This is a genomic window from Alphaproteobacteria bacterium, from assembly GCA_004295055.1.
Taxonomy (GTDB): Bacteria; Pseudomonadota; Alphaproteobacteria; order SHNJ01; family SHNJ01; genus SHNJ01.
In genome coordinates, this window is record SHNJ01000025.1 from 19,484 (window position 1) to 37,240 (window position 17,757).

A 17,757-nucleotide genomic window follows, 5' to 3' on the forward strand; every position below is an offset into this window, starting at 1 on the left:
ATGCCAAAAATGACTTTTATCGATCAATCCGGAAACCGCAAAGAAGTCGAAGCGCCAAATGGCTTGTCGGTTTTGGAAATCGCGCATCGCAATGACATCGATCTCGAAGGTGCGTGCGAAGGCTCGCTGGCCTGTTCAACTTGCCATTGCATCGTCGCGCAGCAGGATTACGAACGTTTGGAACCGGCAACCGAAGAAGAGGAGGATATGTTGGATCTTGCCTTCGGCCTGACCCATACCTCGCGTTTGGGTTGCCAAATCATTATGAAAGACGAATTAGATGGTTTGACCGTCACGCTGCCTGCCGCGACGCGCAATATGCAAGTGGATAAGAAGGCCGGCTAGTATGGCAAAACCGCTTCGTTGGACCGATACGCGTGATATCGTTTTTGCACTGGAAGAAAAATATCCGGATGTCGATATTATGCAAATCCGTTTCACCGATTTGCATAAATGGGTGCGGGAATTGCCGGATTTTGCGGATGATCCGAACAAATCCAACGAAAAGATTTTAGAAGCCATTCAAATGACTTGGCTGGATGAACGCGATTAGCGCGGAAATGATATGAACTCCCTTGGCATCAACAAAGAACCGAAAGATACGCTGGTCGTCGTAGCGATGTCGGGCGGCGTGGATTCGTCGGTTGTGGCCGGGTTGTTGCATGAACAAGGTTATCGTGTTATCGGCATCACGCTGCAATTATATGATTACGGCATGGCGGTTGGGAAAAAGGGCGCGTGCTGCGCGGGCCAGGATATTTACGATGCCAAGATGGTGGCCGATAAATTGGGCATCGCGCATTATGTTTTGGATTATGAATCAAGATTCAAACAAGATGTGATCGATGATTTTGCCGATTCATATTTGCGCGGCGAAACCCCTGTGCCATGCATCAAATGCAATCAAACCGTGAAATTCCGCGATCTGGTTAAGGCCGCGCGCGAACTTGGCGCGGATTGCCTGGCGACCGGACATTATGTGCGCCGGGTGATGGGCGAAAATGGCGCGGAAATGCATGCAGGCGCCGATATGGGCCGCGATCAAAGTTATTTTTTATATACGACCTTGCAAGATCAATTGGATTATCTGCGCTTTCCGCTGGGCGATTTATCGAAAGACGAAACCCGCGCGATGGCTGGGCGCATGGGATTGGCGGTTGCCGATAAACCCGACAGCCAGGATATTTGTTTTGTTCCAAATGGCGATTATGCCAGCGTGGTGATGAAATTGCGCCCGGATGCGGCCGATCCCGGCGATATCGTCGATTTATCCGGCAACGTGCTGGGCCGTCACGAAGGAATTTTGCATTACACAGTCGGGCAACGCAAAGGGCTTGGCATTGGCGGCCGCAAAGACAGCGATGGCGATGCATTATATGTGATTCGTTTGAATCCGGAATTGAAGCAAGTCGTGGTCGGCCCGCGCGAGGCGCTGGGCAAGGACCGGTTTATGGTTGCCGAAATTAATTGGTTAGGCGCGCGCCCAATCGCGGATGGCGAAAAAGTTTTGGTCAAAATGCGGTCCATGCAGCCATTGCAAGGCGCGACTTTGTACCCGCGTGAAAATAACATGGCCGAGGTGGTATTGGACGAACCGCGCCTTGGTATCGCGCCGGGCCAGGCTTGCGTGTTTTATCGCGGTTCCCATATGCTGGGTGGCGGATGGATCCGGCGGGATTCGGTGGACAGTGGACAGTGGACGGGTAACGGTAAAAATCTCTCTCTTACCCATAAAACAGTTTAAAGTACTGATATTTTACGATATTTTATGATTGACCAGACAGGGCAGAAGCTTTATTTTCTGCCTCTCTGGACACTGTACACTATTCACCGTACACTGTTCACTGGTGTGGCGGGGTAGCTCAGTGGTAGAGCAGCGGACTCATAAGCCGTTGGTCGGTGGTTCAATCCCACTCTCCGCCACCAATTCTATTGACCTTTACCGTCTTACTTCTGTCTTTGTTTCTGCTCCATCGCTTTTTGCATCGCGGGGTCGGCGCAAATGACAGGGGTAGAGGCGTCGCCCATCCAGGCTTTTTCCACCGCATCCTTGAACGCCGCCTTGACCGGATCGGGCAGATCGCTGGCGTCGATTGCATTCATTTCCTTTTCAATGGTGCAGCAGCTCCAGGCGCGGAAAATCTGTGTCGTTTCTTTGGGGGTTAAAGTGCGAACGCCATAACTGCGGTGCGATCCCATAATCATTATTTGCGGCGCGCCATTGCAGATATCCATTTTTTGCACGCCCCATTCCGCGCCGTCGATAAACACCACCTTATTTTCCGGTGACAGTGCAACCAAAACGGTTTTTTCGCTGTTGGGGCAGGCGAGTAAAATACGTTTGTCCGGGTCGAGCGAGGTGATACTGGCGCAATGGGATGAATGATCGTGCAGCAATGGCGGCAAATATACCGCCGATGCTGCCGCCGTAACGGCATAGGCAACGCCAAGCCCTATATTGCGCCGTGTTTTAAGTTTGTTCAGGGTCGTAAGATCGTCGCTCAGCTGATTGAACGATTTGTGCCGCAACGTTGCAGCAAAATCTGGCGCTGGAACACAGGCATCGATCGCGCAACGCCATCCGCATATCGCGCGATGGGCCAATGTACCGGTCCAGAGCGACGCGAATACCATCGTTCCAACGATCCATGGATTCATGACAATTGACGCAAGCGCCGCTCCTGCACCCCAAATTCCCGATGCAATCAAAACGCATGGCAAATGCGGCAACAATACCGATGCGGCAATCGAAATAAATCTTCCAACCGGAGATATGGCCAGTTTTGTGATCATTTTAACGTCCTCCCCGTTGGCGCAGCGCGATACTGATCGCGCCTATGCCGCCGATCTCCAGCAATCCGGCCAGCCCTTCGGCATCTATGCTGCCTGCGCCGGACGCAAATGCGTCTCGTATGTATATTAACGGCTCGTCCAATTCCGTATTTTGATCTGGCGATTCGGCGCGGATGATTTTCGCTTGCCCGGAAATAGAGTTGTTTTCCGCCGGATCGCCGTAAATATTGATATGCACCGATTGTATTTTTTGCGTCAGCAATTGCCGTTTTACGGTATGCACGGCCAACGCGGCTGGAATGGCGGGATTATTGACATCGATCAACAGCACGCCAGGCTGATACCCGACGCGCAATTGCATGTGGCCATCGTCGCCACGGATCAGAAACACGCCGCAACAAGGCTTGGCGAAATTGTCCGGTCCGCTGTTCGGCGGATTTTTCGGCCACCATAATTCTATTTCATGGCTGCGGTCGCCGATTTTCAAGTCGATATGGTGGGCTTGATTGACCAGTTGATAATGATGTGTCAGGCGCGGCGTCAATTGTGCGCGCAACGATTCCAGTTCCGCATCGATTGCAGCGGCGCGGCCGGATAGATTCATTCCGGCCTGCCGCAATTCCGGCAAGCGGCGGGAGATGAAATTCTGGAAAGCGGAGTTAGCCGTAACGCTGGCTTCGGGCAAGAACAGAGGCCTGATGCCCATAAAAGCGCCTGGCGCGATAAAACTGTAATGTTGTTGTGTCATGATTTATTTCTCCTGATTTAAGTTCTTTGTTTCGATGCGCGGAATTTAGCCAATGGATTAGATGGTTTTACTTCGCCGGGTTTCGATTCCGCGGTTAATGGCGTGGCTTGATTTGCGGTATTGATGGCCGCTGGCGGGGTGGTTTCTTTACAGCAATCGGCCACTTCGCCGGTCATGATTCCTGTTTGAGGATTGGCAGGTGCGGCGCCAGGCATGCTGAAATCGAATGCCTGCGTGGGTGGTTTGTTTATGCCCGAATTGGTATTTATGTTGCCTGGTTCCGGTAATTGTTGATTCGGCGGTTTTGCCGCCTGTTCTTGGATTGGTTTCGATTCTTGTCTGAATGCGGTTTCCGGTTTCGCCGCCGGTTGCGCCTCGGCAATACGGCTTGTACTTTTTGTCGTTATATCTGGCCTGGACGTTTCTTTTGCCGGCTCCAAAGCGAGGTTTTGGGCCGGTTGTAGGTTGGGGGCGGCTGCGTGTCGCGTGTCTGGTATGGTTGATTTTGGCGTGTTTATTTCCGGTTGGCGGATCTGATCTTGTGTAGGGAGATTATAGGATAATGCGGTTTTTACCGGTGTTTGCGTTGAAATCGGGCTCGATTCCCTTAGTGGGGTTGCAATAATTGGCGCCGTTGGCCGCTCGATGCTCGAAGGAATAGAAATATTGGATGGCGGCGCCGGAACGACATTCACCGCACGATATGCGTGTTGTTCGGTCATTCTGGTGTCGGCAGCCTGTAATTGCGGGGGTGGCGATTGGCCTCGCATCGATATCGCACGCGCCGATTCCGGCCGTAACAAGGGCGGCGATATGGCCCGGTCGATGTTGATAAGGGTTTCGGCGAATATTTTCTGCACGCTAGGCGGAATAGGAGTGTCTGGAACGGCAATTCGTTGCCGCACGGCCGATAGATGCACGATACCTGCCGCCGCTTCGTTGGTCCGTGGTATACTTACATCAGTGGCGAAAACAGGCGCGATGGGGCTTGGCGGCACTTTTATGCCAATATCCTGCCGCTTGTTATTTTGTGTGGTTGATTCGGCCAACGGTTTTATTTCCAGTGGTTTTATTTCCAGTGGTTTTATTTCCAGTCTGGCAGACGGAACGCCGGATGGCCGTGTTGCGGCGCTGTTTGCCGCATTTATGAAGGCGGCCGAAATTTTTGGCGGCAATAACGTTTGGCGGATTGTTTGTAAGGTCGTTTGAACTCTGCCAACGGCGTGTTGCGGCCGTGCGGCATTCGATATAACGGTTGAAGCGGCTGTTGCCGGATGTTTGGATGTTGCTTGCGTTATCGGAATGGCCAAGCGGACCAGTTCGCGGACGGTTTTTTCAACGCTGGGGCTAAGCGGATATTTTTCCAGACGTATAGCAAGATCCGCAACCAATTGGCGCATGGCCGGTTGCGCCTGGGAAACCATTTGACTGGCCGCGATTGCCGCCAATTGAACGAATGGCGCGCGCTGTGGCAGCTGCGGCGCGTTTTGCAATTGCAATTTTGCGGTTGTAATGGCGGCGCGGTTTTCCGGGCGACTTAAAATTTCCGCAATTGCCTGCGCTTGCCGCGATTCCGGCAACCGCATAGCCTGCTGCAATTGGACCGATATGTTTTGCAGTTGGCGCAACAATTGCGCTTGGGCGAATTGTATGTGATCTTGATTGGCGATTTGTTGTTGCTGCAGAATCATCAACAATTGTATCGTCAATAAAGTCCGCATTCCCCCGCGCCTGCCGCGATAAGAATATAATCCATCCGGCAGCGATTCCAGCCAGGATTCTTCGAAGTCCATTTGCTGAATCAAATGGCTGTCCAGCATTTTCAGGATATTTTCCAACAATAATTCTGGCGTTTCGGCGGATTCGTTTTCTTCTGTATTTTGTGTTTTGTCCCTCGTATTCCCATCCGGTTTCAAAATATCCGGGCGCACGCCGGTATGATCGTCTTCTATGGCGAAAGAAGCGGAATCAATCGATGCGCCAGCGGATTTTCCGGCACCCGTGCGGGTAATTTCGCCCATTCCGCCTGCAAAATCGTCCAGGGTTTCGGCTATTTTCCGGCCGACATTATGTTTTTTAATGGCGTTCATTACGCTATATCCAAAAATCGTTGAATAGGCGCTGCAGGCGGCAAGGCCGCCATCAGCGCAGATGCAATTTATTGATTGATGGAGATAGGCGGGGCGCGGGATTGAAATTGGGTATTTAGAAACCTGGCGATAAATTCAATTTGCCAAACTCCAGACCAAACCGCGATTTGTGGAATAATTTTGACAATTTCAACCACAGGCAGGGTCGAGAACGATATTAACCCGGCAAAGTCACAGATATTTTTGCCGGTTTGATTGCCGTTGTTGGGGTGCGACCCAGAATCCCAATTGATGGTTTTTGCGCCGCCCGGCGTGCAAATGGTAATTTTAAAAATCCCGGACGATACATCGGGCATATAGCCAATTGGAACCAACGACCGCAGCAATAAAGCGGCGATCAGAAAATAATATATAACGGGATTTAAACGGTTGTTGGTCACGCCGATATTACTACGGCGAAATGGGCTGGGTTGCAATTAATAATTTAACCGGAATTATATTGCAATTTCAGAGGTAAATTGAAAAAACCGGGGTAAATGCCCCGGTTTTTCCTACGGTTCTATCCGGCCATTTTCAGAACCAGATAATCTTCATAGGCAATCGGCCGTTCGCCGGCTTGCATGCGGTCGGTATAAATAATGCCATTCATGTGATCAATTTCATGCTGAATGATTCGCGCCGACCAGGAAGTAAAAGCTTGCTCCTTAGTGGTGAAATCTTTTTGCAAATAACGCGTTAAGATACCGTAAGGACGCGCCACGCGGCCGCGAACATCAAAGAAGCTAAGGCAACCTTCATATTCACTGGATACTTGGGCGCTGGCTTCCAGAATTTCTGGATTAGCCATGTGTATGTATCCGCGTTGCGGTGTCCAAATAATGCACATGCGTAACGGAATGCCTATTTGTATGGCAGACAGCCCCAACGAATTGCGAAAATCGTGAATGGTTCGCAATTCTTCCATAATAGATTCCATTTTGCGCCAGACTTGTTCTGCTTCGCTGCGGTTATTTAGATCTATCGGTTTGGAAGTTTCGCGTAAGGAATTATGGGAACAATCGACAATCGCCGGGTGCAGACTGCGATGGTTCGGTGGATGGTTGTTTTGTGAAACATAATGTAATGTAGCCATAGGTAACTCCCTGATCTGATTTGTTATTCTCTTGCGCCCAGTTAACAAAATTCACTTTAAAAATGCGTGAAGGATTTGTGAAGTTTTGATGACTAGGTGGCTAGAAAAACACCGGCTATAATCTAAATATTCAACTGCTGAAGCGGTTTTCGTCTATAGTGCAATGCATATAAAAATCCTCTGTCTTTTTTGTGAAGGAGTATCCAAATGCGCAATTCTGCAACATCTTATGGCTTGCCGAGCAAAATTCTACACTGGCTGATGGCGGTTTTGATCGTCGGCCTGTTTGCAGTTGGCCTGTATATGGCTGATCTGGAAATGTCGCCGGACAAATTGAAAATTTATGGGCTGCATAAATCGATTGGCATTACGGTTCTCGCTTTGGTGATCGTGCGTTTGGTTTGGCGTCTTTCGAATCCGGTGCCGGAAAGTGCCCCGGGATTGAGCAAATTAGAAAACAGCGCGGCAACCGCGGCGCATTATGCTTTGTACGCGTTGATTTTTTTAATCCCGATAAGCGGCTGGTTGATGTCATCCTATGCGGGATTTCCCGTATCGGTATTTGGATTGTTCACTTTGCCGCCGCTGGCCGCGCCGGACAAAGCGATGGTAGACGAGATTAAAGAATGGCATGAATCGCTTGCCTGGATGGTGATATTGTTGGCGGCGGCACATGCTGGCGCCGCGCTGTACCATCATTTTATCCGCAAGGATAATGTGTTGCGGCGGATGTGGTTTTAGTGAAAAAAATATCGCGTTTAATATTCATTACTATTGCCTTGATAATGGCATCCGGGATTGCCTGCGCTGAAACGCGTTGGGAAGTCGATAAAGCCAAAAGCAAAATTGGCTTTGCCGCCAGTTACAATGGCGATCCGGTAAATGGGTCTTTTGCCCAATTTTATCCGGATATTGTTTTCGATCCGGGTAATTTGGATGCGAGTGCGATTACGGTAAAAATCCCGATCGCCTCTATCCAGACCAATTACGACGAACGCGATGCGACCGTTCAAATGCAGCCTTGGTTTGACAGTAAATCTTACCCGGAGGCCGTTTTTATTTCGCAAAAAATAATTAAGACCGGCGAGCAGTCTTATCATGCCGATGGTACATTGACGATAAAAGGAATTCAAAAGCCGACCGGATTCGATTTCCATTTCACGGAATGGAAGGAAAATAGAGCCCTGAATATTGTTAATGCTGTAATGCAGGCCGATTTTACCGTGATGCGCAATGATTTCAAAGTTGGCGAAGGCCAGTGGGCCGACGATAAATTAATCGGCAATAAAATCAGCGTACATTTAAGTGTCGCGGCGTCCCGGCCAATAAATTAGGCGGCTTTATCTTTCTTATTTTGCTTGCTGCCCAAGGTCCATGAATGGTTTAACGGTCCGTGGCCGCCGCCGAATCCAGGGGCGGTGCGAATAGCTTCGTAAACATACTGATTGGCAATTTCTACCGCATCTTTCAGTTTCTTTCCTTGCGCCAACCCGGTTGCGATGGCGGAAGCAAGACTGCATCCTGTGCCATGGGTATGGCGCGTCTCGATCCGCGGGTTAGTGTATTCCAACATGTGGCTATCGGTTAGCAGAATATCGGTTATAAGGCCGGAATCCAAATGTCCGCCTTTGATCAAGACCGCTTTAGGCCCATGTTTCAGGATTGCTTTTGCCGCATGTTGCATATCGGTTTTGTTACGAATGTTTATGCCGGACAGAATCTCCGCCTCGGGAATATTGGGCGTAACCAGCGCCGCCAAAGGCAATAGATCCGATTGCAGACTTTGAATGGCTGCTTGCTGAATCAATGGCGCATCGCCTTTGGCAATCATAACGGGATCCACCACCAAAGGCGCCTTGCAATTATGCAATGATTCTACAATGGTTGTAATAACCTCGGCGCTATGCAGCATGCCGGTTTTAATGGTGTCTGCGCCAATATCGTTTAGGCATGCCGCGATTTGCAGGTGCAAAAAATCGGCCGGGACAGGGTGGATACCAGTAACGCCCAACGTGTTTTGCGCGGTAAGGGCGGTGATGGCCGTCATGGCATAGCCGCCAAGCGCGGTAACGGTTTTGATATCGGCTTGGATACCGGCTCCGCCGCTGCTGTCAGATCCGGCGATAATTAGGACTCGGCCTTGCATGCACTAGCCCGCTTTTTTAATTGCGGCGATAATATCGTCGACGACTTTATCCAGTATGGCCTGGTTTTCGCCTTCGGCCATTACGCGCAGCAATGGTTCGGTTCCGGATTTTCGGATCAATAAACGGCCTTTATTGCCCAATGTTTGCTCGCCGGCTTGAATGGCGGTTTTTACGTCTTTGTGATCCAGAATATTGGAATTGGCAATCGATACGTTTTTCAGCAATTGCGGATAAGGCTTGAATCGCTGGCAAATTTGCGATGCTTTTTGTTTCGATTGTACCAATACCGCCAAAACTTGCAGGGCGGCGATTAATCCATCGCCGGTAGTGGCATAATCCGACAATACGATATGACCGGATTGTTCGCCGCCGATATTTAAATCTTTGCTGCGCATTTCTTCGACCACATAACGGTCGCCCACTTTGGTGCGTACCAAAGATAAATTCAATCCTTGTAAAAACTGTTCCAATCCCATGTTGGACATCACGGTGGCCACGACGCTTTTTTGTTTGATGCGGCCATTCTTGGACCAGGATTCGGCAATCATCGCCAGAATCTGATCGCCATCGACGATCTGGCCCAATTCGTCCGCCACAATCAATCGATCCGCATCGCCATCTAACGCAATACCGATATCGGCTTTATGGGTGACCACTTGTTCTTGCATGGCTTCGGGATGAACCGCGCCGCAATCTTTGTTGATATTCAAACCATCCGGCTTGGTGCCAATCGTAATCACCTCGGCGCCCAATTCCCATAATACCGTCGGCGCTGCCTTGTATGCCGCGCCATTGGCGCAATCCACTACTACGCGTAACCCATCTAAACGCAAATCATTGGGGAATGTGGCCTTGGCAAATTCAATGTAACGGCCCAGCGCATCATCCAACCGTTGCGCGCGGCCCAGATCCTCGGACTTGGCGCGTAATTGTTCCGGCGGCAGGTTCATTGCCGCTTCGATTTCCAATTCCTTGGCATCGCTTAATTTATATCCGTCGGGTCCGAATAATTTGATACCATTATCTTGAAATGGATTATGCGAGGCGGAAATCATCACGCCCAAATCGCACCGCATAGCATTAGTTAAATGGGCGATGGCTGGCGTTGGCATCGGGCCAACCAGTAACACGTCCATGCCGGCGGAAATAAATCCGGCGGTCAATGCAGGTTCAATCAAATAACCAGACAGGCGCGTATCCTTGCCAATTAAAACGCGTTTGTGGCCACGCCGGGGGTTGCCATTTTGATGCGATAAAACATACGCTGCGGCCATGGCCACGCGCGTTGCGATTTCCGGGGTCATGGACCCTTCATTCGCCTTGCCGCGAATGCCGTCCGTGCCGAAATATTGTCTTTGGGTCATGGGCAGCAATGTAACCTTTTGCCGGAATATGCGTCAATCCACTGTTCTGTCACGGTTTATTGCCAAATATTATGTCATTAGAAAGCTCGTTGACAAAATTATCTTTTAAAGATACACTTTAATCCAGTCATAAAAAATCAAAAATATCAAGCTAAGGGGGCGTTATGACCGATACTGTCAATTATGCAGAAATGTTTCAGGGTTGGAGCTGCGTGGTGCGCACCGCAGGTTTGTGTGAGGGGTTTAGAGATAGGTTAGACGCCACAATTGCTGCTATGCATATTTTTCCCGCCAATCAGTTGCCGGCCGGAAAAGATTGCAAATTTATAATCTATGCCGATCCGCAGCAAAAAATTCTGGGAATGGTTTTTGGTTCCACAGATATATCGCATGTCGGTATTTATTTAGGCGGTCTTTTGGGCAAAGGCCACGAAGATCCAATGGGTTATGATTTTATCCATGATACGGCCAGCCGTTTAGTATGCGGCGGGTATTATAAAAATGGCATTTTCTGCCAAGCCTCCGGTGATTTGGGGCCAGCACCCAAAGGTTTGTTGGAATTATTTTCAGGCGCTTTGCAGGAATTGGGAATCAAAGGCAATTTCAATCCAGATTTACCGAAACCACAGGAAACCACCTTAATAGAAGCGAAAATAAAATCTAATGTAGCGGCATCAAGCGACAATCAAACGGCTTTAAGAGTAATCCCGGATAACAGCAAACAACGCACTGCTGCTTAGATTAGAAAAAAGCTGCCACCGCGAGTGCTTGCGACGCTTTTTTCACATCATTGACCCGCAATACATCGGCGACCATTCTGCGCATATTGAAAATAAGGGGATTTTTGGAGTTGCAACAGTATCCTTAAAGGACTATAGTGCCTTACCAATAAAAAATGGGATACGAGAGCATGTCTGAATCTGTTGTTAAAAGAATTATAAAAGCGCCTCATATTTACTGGGGCTTTGCCAATTTTTGTTATGGGTTGGCGGCACAAACCACAATGGCCATGATCGGCGCCGGTATTTTAATTGTGGGATCCACCATTAATGTGCTCTGGGGTATTTTGCGCCCTGTCAATAATGATCAGCCACCTGCGCAAAATAAAGCAGTGCGATTTATGGATACGGCTTGCAGTAATCCGGCTTTTTATATGATTTTCGCAGGCGTGACCTTGGGTGGCGTATACGCTACGAATTATGGATATAATACGATTAATGCTTATCGGCAATCAGTATCAGGAATACCGGTTACTGAAACGCAGATGCAAAAAACCCATGCGCAAGTTATCCGTTATAACGGACTGATGTCCGTTGGAACTACTTCCATGATGACGGGTAATTTTTTAATGGCAAATACGTTATTTGTGGCCGCAAGACGGAAAAGAGAAGAAGCTGCTAGATAAGCGCTGTTGCAACTTCCAAAGATTGTTTGGTTTCCTTCACATCATGTACTCGTAGTATATCCGCGCCTTGTTGTACGGCGTGAACGGCTGCGGCCAGGGAGCCAGGCAGGCGTTCCGATGCGGGGATATCGCCATATAATTTGCCGATGAAGGATTTGCGCGAAACGCCGATCAACACGCGGCATCCCAATTGTTTTAGGCGTGGAATATTGCGCAGTAGTTCCAGATTATGCTCGACCGTTTTGCCGAATCCAATGCCGGGATCGACAATGATTTTGTTTTGATTGATTCCAGCTTTCACGCAAACGTCGATGCGTCCAGCCAAATACGCATAAATATCTTCGACAACATTTTTATATTGCGGGTCTTTTTGCATGGTTTCCGGCGTACCCTGCATATGCATTAATACGATTTCCGCCTTGGAATTTTTTACAACATCCAACGCGCCAGGATCGTGGGTCAGGGCGCTGACATCATTGATCATCCGCGCGCCCATATCGATGGCGGCTTGCATCACATCGGCATGGCGCGTGTCGATGGATATAATTTTCCCGCAGTCTTTTAAGGCTTTGATCAACGGAATCGTGCGGTTGATTTCGTCTTCGACCGTAATCGGGCTTGCACCCGGGCGCGTTGATTCGCCGCCAATATCGATAATATCGGCGCCTTCCGTAATTAATTGTTTGGCGTGCTGAGTGGCAGTATTCAGATTTGTAAATTGTCCGCCATCGTAAAAACTATCGGGCGTGACGTTGACGATGCCCATAAGTAAGGTTTCAGGTTTCAGGTGTTGGCTGTCAGGTTTCATATTAGCTGTCGATTGTTGTCAAACCTGATACCTGGAACCAGACACCTGGCGCCTTAAGCCGAAGGCGCATCTGGCGTGCTGGTACCAGCGCCAGGAATGCTGGATTTGCGTTTGCCGGCAGCCCGGTCGGAATGCAGCAAACGATCTTTTTCCAATTTTTCACCGCGCAATACCGCGCGGATTTCATCGCCGGATAAAGTTTCATATTCCAGCAACGCATTAGCAAGACCATGCAATTGATCCATATTGTCTTTCAGGATTTTTTCCGCCTTGGCGTAGGTTTCATCGACCAGCGCCTTGATTTCGGCATCGACCATTTTCGATGTCTCGTCGGACATTGCGCGCGAACGGCCCATGCTGTGGCCCAGGTAAACTTCGTTGTCGGAATCGGCATAGGCCAGGAATCCCAATTTATCGCTCATGCCCCATTCGGTGATCATGCGGCGGGCCATATCGGTGACCATGCGGATATCGGATGATGCGCCGGTGGTTACTTTTTCCTCGCCGAAAATCAATCCTTCGGCGATGCGGCCACCCATGGCGACGCATAAATCGGCCTTTAATTTGGCGCGGGATACCGAATAACGATCGTTTTCCGGCAGGCGCATTACCATGCCCAGCGCGCGGCCGCGCGGGATGATAGTGGCCTTATGAATCGGATCGGAATCGGGATTATGCAAGGCCAGAATCGCATGGCCAGCCTCGTGATAGGCGGTGAGTTTTTTCTCTTCATCGCTCATCGCCATCGAGCGGCGTTCCGATCCCATCATGACTTTGTCTTTGGCGGCTTCGAATTCACCCATGCCGACGGCGCGTTTGCCTTTCCGGGCGGCCATCAGGGCGGCTTCGTTGACTAAATTCGATAGGTCGGCGCCAGAAAATCCAGGCGTGCCGCGAGCCAATGTTTTTGGATCGACGTCTTGCGCCAATGGAATTTTGCGCATATGAACTTTTAAAATTTTCTCGCGGCCATTAATGTCTGGATTTGGCACGGTGATTTGGCGGTCAAAACGGCCAGGACGCAACAAAGCCGGATCCAAAACATCGGGACGGTTGGTGGCGGCGATGATAATCACGCCTTCGTTCGATTCGAACCCATCCATTTCGACCAGCAATTGATTCAATGTTTGTTCCCGTTCGTCATTGCCGCCGCCAAGCCCGAAACCGCGATGACGGCCAACAGCATCAATCTCGTCGATGAAAATGATGCATGGCGCGTTTTTCTTGCCTTGTTCGAACATGTCGCGGACGCGGGAAGCGCCAACGCCGACAAACATTTCAACGAAATCGGAACCAGAGATCGTAAAAAATGGCACATTGGCTTCGCCGGCAATCGCGCGGGCCAATAAGGTTTTACCGGTGCCGGGTGGGCCAACCAGCAAAACGCCTTTTGGAATTTTACCGCCAAGGCGCTGAAATTTTTGCGGGTCTTTCAAGAAATCGACCACTTCTTCCAATTCGCCCTTGGCTTCGTCAATGCCGGCGACGTCTTCGAATGTCACGCGGCCGGATTTTTCATTCAATAATTTGGCGCGGCTTTTGCCGAAACCCATCGCCTTGCCCGCGCCGCCTTGCATTTGGCGCATAAAGAAAATCCAGATGCCGATGAACAGCAACATCGGGAACCAGGAAATAAAGATCGCCCAGAATCCGGTCGCGCCTTCTTCCGGCGGGGCGGCGTTAATGACCACGCCGGCCTTTTCCAGTTTTTCGATCAAATTCGGGTCATATGGAGAATATGTGGTGATATTGGAATTAGTCACCGTGCGGCCGGAAATAGTTTGGCCGCGAATCATTACTTCGGCCACTTCGTTATTCTGCACTTTTTTCAGGAATTCCGAAAATGGAACGCTGGACGATTGTTGGCGAACGGTGGACCCCTGGAAAATATTGACCAAGGCCAAAACCAACAAACCGATAATAATCCAGAATGCAATATTACGACCGAACTGATTCACGACAATATCCTTTCATCGAACGATAATAGACCGCAACCATAGCAATTTTTTGACCCATAGTCATATGAAACCGGCGTTACGGCTTGATCTTGTGTTGGGGATGGAAATAAAGCCGCATCCGCGGTTTTAAATCACTGATTTCGGCGTTTTTCCAATAATTTAGATGTGGGATGGCCATTAATTCGTCTGTTGCTGTGTCCAAGCGATCGGTTTTTTGCCGCCATAAAGCGGGAAGGCCGAGCCGCGCCGTATAACTTACCGGCGATGCGCGCATTTCGGGGCAGAATTGCACCGCATTGGCCCAGCCTTTTTCGGTTATCTGTCCAATATATAGGTTATGCGGCACGGCATTCAATGACCACTCGATACAAAATCTTCCATCCCATAAAAAAGATTTTTGCCCGGCGGTGATGGGAATTTTATCGTCAATCAATCCGAATTCGCGGTAAACGGAAATGGTGGAATCGGTTTCAATAATACAGCCCGATAAAGTTTTGGTGATTTTACGATCGGATGTGATTAGCTCTTGGTGCAAGTTTTCAAGACTATCCAATCTTGGCGTTACGTCTTTGCCGCCAATGCATGTCAAAACATCCGCCAGCAATCGCAAACCGATTTCCGCTGGAAATTGAGTGAGTTTTTGACGATCAATTTCCGCATATCCAAAATCATGAATTTTTAGGCATTGCGCCATAGCATCCGCAACTTGTACGGCGATAGCATCTTTGGCGCGCAGCATATTCTTTGCGGTTTCCACCAAGCGATGCGCGGTAAGGCCCAAGGAGTCGAACAAAGCCTGATGCTTGCGGAATTGTACCCGCAAGAAATCCTCATTATCGTTGCTGGGATCTTCGATCCAGGCTTGGCCAAGCGTTTTCAATGCCGCGATCAAGCGGGATTTTGGAATGTCCAGCAATGGCCGTAAAATACGAATCCCGTCGCGATGGGAAACAGCAGTCATGGCGGCAAGGCCATATACGCCGCTGCCGCGGGACAGGCGAATCAGAAAATTTTCCGCCACATCGCCTTGATGATGGCCCAGACATAAATCGGCAATTTGTTTTTGTTTACAAAAATCGGTTAATAATTGAAATCGCGCTTCCCGCGCCTGTTCTTGAATATTGCCGGCGGGATTTTTTTCCTTTTCCCATCGCAGGATATGATGTTCGATCCCGCGCAAGGCAAGCCAGTTATGCACCTGGGTGGCTTCATTCGCTGATTCGGCGCGCAAGCCGTGATCGACGGTGATTGCAATGGCTTTGCCGCCTTTTTGCGCGGCCCATTCTTGCGCCAGCAGGCAAAGCGCCATACTGTCGGCGCCACCGGAAACCGCAACCGCAATAATTGGCTTTGCCGCGAACGGGCCCAGCGCATCGAATAGATTCGAAAATTCCTGCTGTAAAAGGGGGGATGCCTCGGTCACATTACCCCTGTTTTGCTCCGCCGCATTTCAGTTTTTTACCTTCGGTATCGGCGCGGACTTTTATGCTGTCGCTGGCTTCTGGAAATTCTTTGGACAATTTGCCAAAGCTCGCACAGGCTTCTTTTTTATTGTCCAAATTCGCCAAGGACAAGCCAAGCTTTAACAGACTATCCGGCGCCTTTGCGCCTTTTGGATATTGCTTGTAGGCTTTTAAAAATTCGACGGCGGCGGATTTAAAATCACCGCGCACATAATAACTTTCGCCCAGCCAATATTGCGCATTGCCAGCAAGAGCATGATCCGGACTTTGTTTTATGAAATCTCGGAACCCATGTTCCGCGCCGGTATAATCGGCTTTTTGCAATTGGGCGATGGATTGGTCGTATAGCACTTTGGGGTCGCTGTTCGCCGTTGGCTGAGTCGGCGGCACAATCGGTTGGGTAGTATCGGTTGTTGGCTGGTTGGGCGTATTGTTAATCGCCAGTTCATTTGGATTTTGCATCGGCGCGGTCTGTGCGGTTTGCGCCTGGATTTTTTGTTCCAGCGCCTGCATGCGCAATTCCATATCGGTCAACGATTTGTCTTGGAATTTTTGCTGGCTGGAAACGCTGTGATTCAGTTCTTCGATTTTTCCGGTCAGATCGCGCATGCTTTTTTCAAGGCTGCTGATACGGCTGTCCAAACGGCTAAGGGAAGAAGCATCTAGGTTGCCGGGCTTGCGAGTTCCTTCAGGCGCAGATCCATCGCCGCGAAAGACTTCCATTTGCATGTTTTGCATATCGCGTTCCATGCGGTCGATGCGATCGACCAGAACTTGAATGTCATCGGCAAAAGACAAAGTAGGCATCAACAGAGCAAAACAAAAAGCGATAATAATCCAACGCATGATATAACCTATGATTTGGGAAGGTCGCCAGAATAACGCAGAATTCCGCCTGAAAAAAGGCAAAAAAACAGCCGCATAAAGCGGCTGTTTTAGCGGCATTGCCTAAAAAATTAGGAGGTTGGCGACGCGCCTTTCAGCGTGGTCACCGCGCGGCGATTTTGCGCCCAGGAAGATTCATCCGAACCTAAAACGGCTGGACGTTCTTTGCCAAAGGAAATAGTTTCCAAACGGCCGGCAGGGATGCCCAGGCTGACCAAGTAATCTTTTACTGCGGTCGCGCGGCGTTCGCCCAAAGCCAAGTTGTATTCGCGGGTGCCGCGTTCGTCGGCATGGCCTTCGATGGTGATTTTAAGGTTGCCGAATTTTTTCAACCAGGTCGCTTGGCGTTCCAAAGTGGCTTTGGATTCCGAATTCAATTCATACCGGTCATATTCAAAAAATACGCGGTCGCCGACATTCAGTACCAAGTCGTCTTGTGTGCCTGGTGTAACGTCAGCGCGGTTGATTGTGCCGCCTTTGCCGGTGCCTTGGCCATCGCCGGAAACAGAACCGGAAGAATCGGTGGTCGACGTGCAGGCGGTAACCAGCAACATCGCCGCTATGATGGTGAGAAAACGTAAACGCATAGAAGTGCCCCTTTGTGGTTATGAAACTAGAAAATTTGGTTCATGTATATCGGCCTGAACCGTGGCTTTTATATGGTCGGTATCCGTTAGTTATAGGGTTTTTAACCTATGGAATCAAGGGGGACCATGCCGGATCCGATGCATCCATAGGGGTTGGGATAAGTTGCAGATTCTTGCCTGTCAGGTCAACGGAATACAGCTTGGCTTGGGTGCTGCCGTTCGAATCCATCCGGCTTTGGCGATAAAACATTAAAACACGGCCATTCGGAGCCCAGGTTGGACCTTCTTCCAAATAGCTTTCGGACAATAATCTTTCTCCAGAGCCATCGGTACGCATGACGCCGATATAGAAACTGCCTTCCAGAAATTTGGTAAAG

20 protein-coding genes and 1 tRNA gene are annotated in these 17,757 nt (G+C 49.7%); 8 read left to right on the plus strand and 13 right to left on the minus strand.

Going from position 1 to position 17,757, the window contains the following annotated elements:
* The 4 genes from EYC62_06025 (at nt 1) to EYC62_06040 (ending at nt 1,926) form a co-directional block, all read left to right on the plus strand.
* Nucleotides 1-345, plus strand: a complete 345-nt coding sequence (locus EYC62_06025) for a 2Fe-2S iron-sulfur cluster binding domain-containing protein (protein ID TAH33905.1) — start codon at nt 1-3, stop codon at nt 343-345.
* A gap of 1 nt (nt 346) precedes the next feature.
* Nucleotides 347-553 (plus strand): Fe-S assembly protein IscX, encoded by a 207-nt coding sequence (iscX, locus tag EYC62_06030; GenBank protein ID TAH33906.1) that lies wholly within the window; start codon nt 347-349, stop codon nt 551-553.
* Between the two features lie 12 nt (nt 554-565).
* A complete protein-coding gene (gene mnmA / locus EYC62_06035) occupies nt 566-1,744 on the plus strand; it encodes a tRNA 2-thiouridine(34) synthase MnmA (protein TAH33907.1) in 1,179 nt (392 codons plus the stop codon).
* Nucleotides 1,745-1,851: 107 nt separating this feature from the next.
* Nucleotides 1,852-1,926: transfer RNA gene (locus EYC62_06040), tRNA-Met, on the plus strand.
* 21 nt (nt 1,927-1,947) lie between these two features.
* On the opposite strand, the gene EYC62_06045 is transcribed toward EYC62_06040, so the two are convergent.
* From EYC62_06045 to EYC62_06065, 5 genes are all read right to left on the minus strand, one after another.
* The gene (locus EYC62_06045; protein ID TAH33908.1) at nt 1,948-2,793 is read right to left on the minus strand and encodes a hypothetical protein; all 846 of its coding nucleotides are present in this window, start codon (nt 2,791-2,793) and stop codon (nt 1,948-1,950) included.
* Nucleotide 2,794: 1 nt separating this feature from the next.
* Nucleotides 2,795-3,541, minus strand: a complete 747-nt coding sequence (locus EYC62_06050; protein ID TAH33909.1) for a hypothetical protein — start codon at nt 3,539-3,541, stop codon at nt 2,795-2,797.
* Nucleotides 3,542-3,558: 17 nt separating this feature from the next.
* Nucleotides 3,559-5,631, minus strand: coding sequence for a hypothetical protein (locus EYC62_06055; protein TAH33910.1), 2,073 nt, complete (start codon nt 5,629-5,631; stop codon nt 3,559-3,561).
* A 68-nt stretch (nt 5,632-5,699) separates the two neighbouring features.
* On the minus strand, nt 5,700-6,071 hold the full coding sequence (locus tag EYC62_06060) for a hypothetical protein (GenBank protein ID TAH33911.1): 372 nt from the start codon (nt 6,069-6,071) through the stop codon (nt 5,700-5,702).
* A gap of 119 nt (nt 6,072-6,190) precedes the next feature.
* Entirely contained in the window at nt 6,191-6,763 is a 573-nt protein-coding gene (locus EYC62_06065; GenBank protein TAH33912.1) for a peptide deformylase, read from the minus strand.
* Between the two features lie 201 nt (nt 6,764-6,964).
* Here EYC62_06065 and EYC62_06070 point away from each other — a divergent pair, with 201 nt between their 5' ends.
* Together EYC62_06070 and EYC62_06075 are read left to right on the plus strand one after the other, a co-directional pair.
* Nucleotides 6,965-7,504, plus strand: coding sequence for a cytochrome b (locus EYC62_06070; protein ID TAH33913.1), 540 nt, complete (start codon nt 6,965-6,967; stop codon nt 7,502-7,504).
* A 44-nt stretch (nt 7,505-7,548) separates the two neighbouring features.
* On the plus strand, nt 7,549-8,097 hold the full coding sequence (locus EYC62_06075) for a polyisoprenoid-binding protein (GenBank protein ID TAH33914.1): 549 nt from the start codon (nt 7,549-7,551) through the stop codon (nt 8,095-8,097).
* Here the strand turns inward: EYC62_06075 and thiD are convergent.
* Together thiD and EYC62_06085 are read right to left on the minus strand one after the other, a co-directional pair.
* Nucleotides 8,094-8,909: a bifunctional hydroxymethylpyrimidine kinase/phosphomethylpyrimidine kinase gene (gene thiD, locus EYC62_06080; protein ID TAH33915.1), complete on the minus strand. Its 816-nt coding sequence runs from the start codon at nt 8,907-8,909 to the stop codon at nt 8,094-8,096. The two genes, EYC62_06075 and thiD, sit on opposite strands and share 4 nt — an antisense overlap.
* 3 nt (nt 8,910-8,912) lie before the next feature.
* Nucleotides 8,913-10,274: a phosphoglucosamine mutase gene (locus EYC62_06085; protein TAH33916.1), complete on the minus strand. Its 1,362-nt coding sequence runs from the start codon at nt 10,272-10,274 to the stop codon at nt 8,913-8,915.
* Nucleotides 10,275-10,438: 164 nt separating this feature from the next.
* On the opposite strand from EYC62_06085, the gene EYC62_06090 reads away from it, so the two are divergent.
* Both EYC62_06090 and EYC62_06095 read left to right on the plus strand, forming a co-directional pair.
* A complete protein-coding gene (locus EYC62_06090) occupies nt 10,439-11,014 on the plus strand; it encodes a hypothetical protein (protein ID TAH33917.1) in 576 nt (191 codons plus the stop codon).
* 170 nt (nt 11,015-11,184) lie between these two features.
* Nucleotides 11,185-11,679, plus strand: a complete 495-nt coding sequence (locus EYC62_06095) for a hypothetical protein (GenBank protein ID TAH33918.1) — start codon at nt 11,185-11,187, stop codon at nt 11,677-11,679.
* Here the strand turns inward: EYC62_06095 and folP are convergent.
* From folP to tolB, 6 genes are all read right to left on the minus strand, one after another.
* Nucleotides 11,672-12,487: a dihydropteroate synthase gene (folP, locus tag EYC62_06100; GenBank protein TAH33919.1), complete on the minus strand. Its 816-nt coding sequence runs from the start codon at nt 12,485-12,487 to the stop codon at nt 11,672-11,674. The genes EYC62_06095 and folP overlap by 8 nt on opposite strands.
* A gap of 53 nt (nt 12,488-12,540) precedes the next feature.
* Complete coding sequence (locus EYC62_06105; protein TAH33920.1) at nt 12,541-14,445, minus strand: ATP-dependent metallopeptidase FtsH/Yme1/Tma family protein; 1,905 nt, start codon at nt 14,443-14,445, stop codon at nt 12,541-12,543.
* A 76-nt stretch (nt 14,446-14,521) separates the two neighbouring features.
* Complete coding sequence (gene tilS, locus EYC62_06110) at nt 14,522-15,868, minus strand: tRNA lysidine(34) synthetase TilS (GenBank protein ID TAH33921.1); 1,347 nt, start codon at nt 15,866-15,868, stop codon at nt 14,522-14,524.
* Nucleotide 15,869: 1 nt separating this feature from the next.
* On the minus strand, nt 15,870-16,853 hold the full coding sequence (gene ybgF, locus EYC62_06115; protein TAH33922.1) for a tol-pal system protein YbgF: 984 nt from the start codon (nt 16,851-16,853) through the stop codon (nt 15,870-15,872).
* 11 nt (nt 16,854-16,864) lie between these two features.
* Nucleotides 16,865-17,380 (minus strand): peptidoglycan-associated lipoprotein Pal, encoded by a 516-nt coding sequence (gene pal / locus EYC62_06120; GenBank protein ID TAH33923.1) that lies wholly within the window; start codon nt 17,378-17,380, stop codon nt 16,865-16,867.
* Between the two features lie 106 nt (nt 17,381-17,486).
* The coding region (gene tolB, locus EYC62_06125; protein TAH33924.1) for a Tol-Pal system protein TolB at nt 17,487-17,757 on the minus strand (271 nt) is incomplete at its 5' end.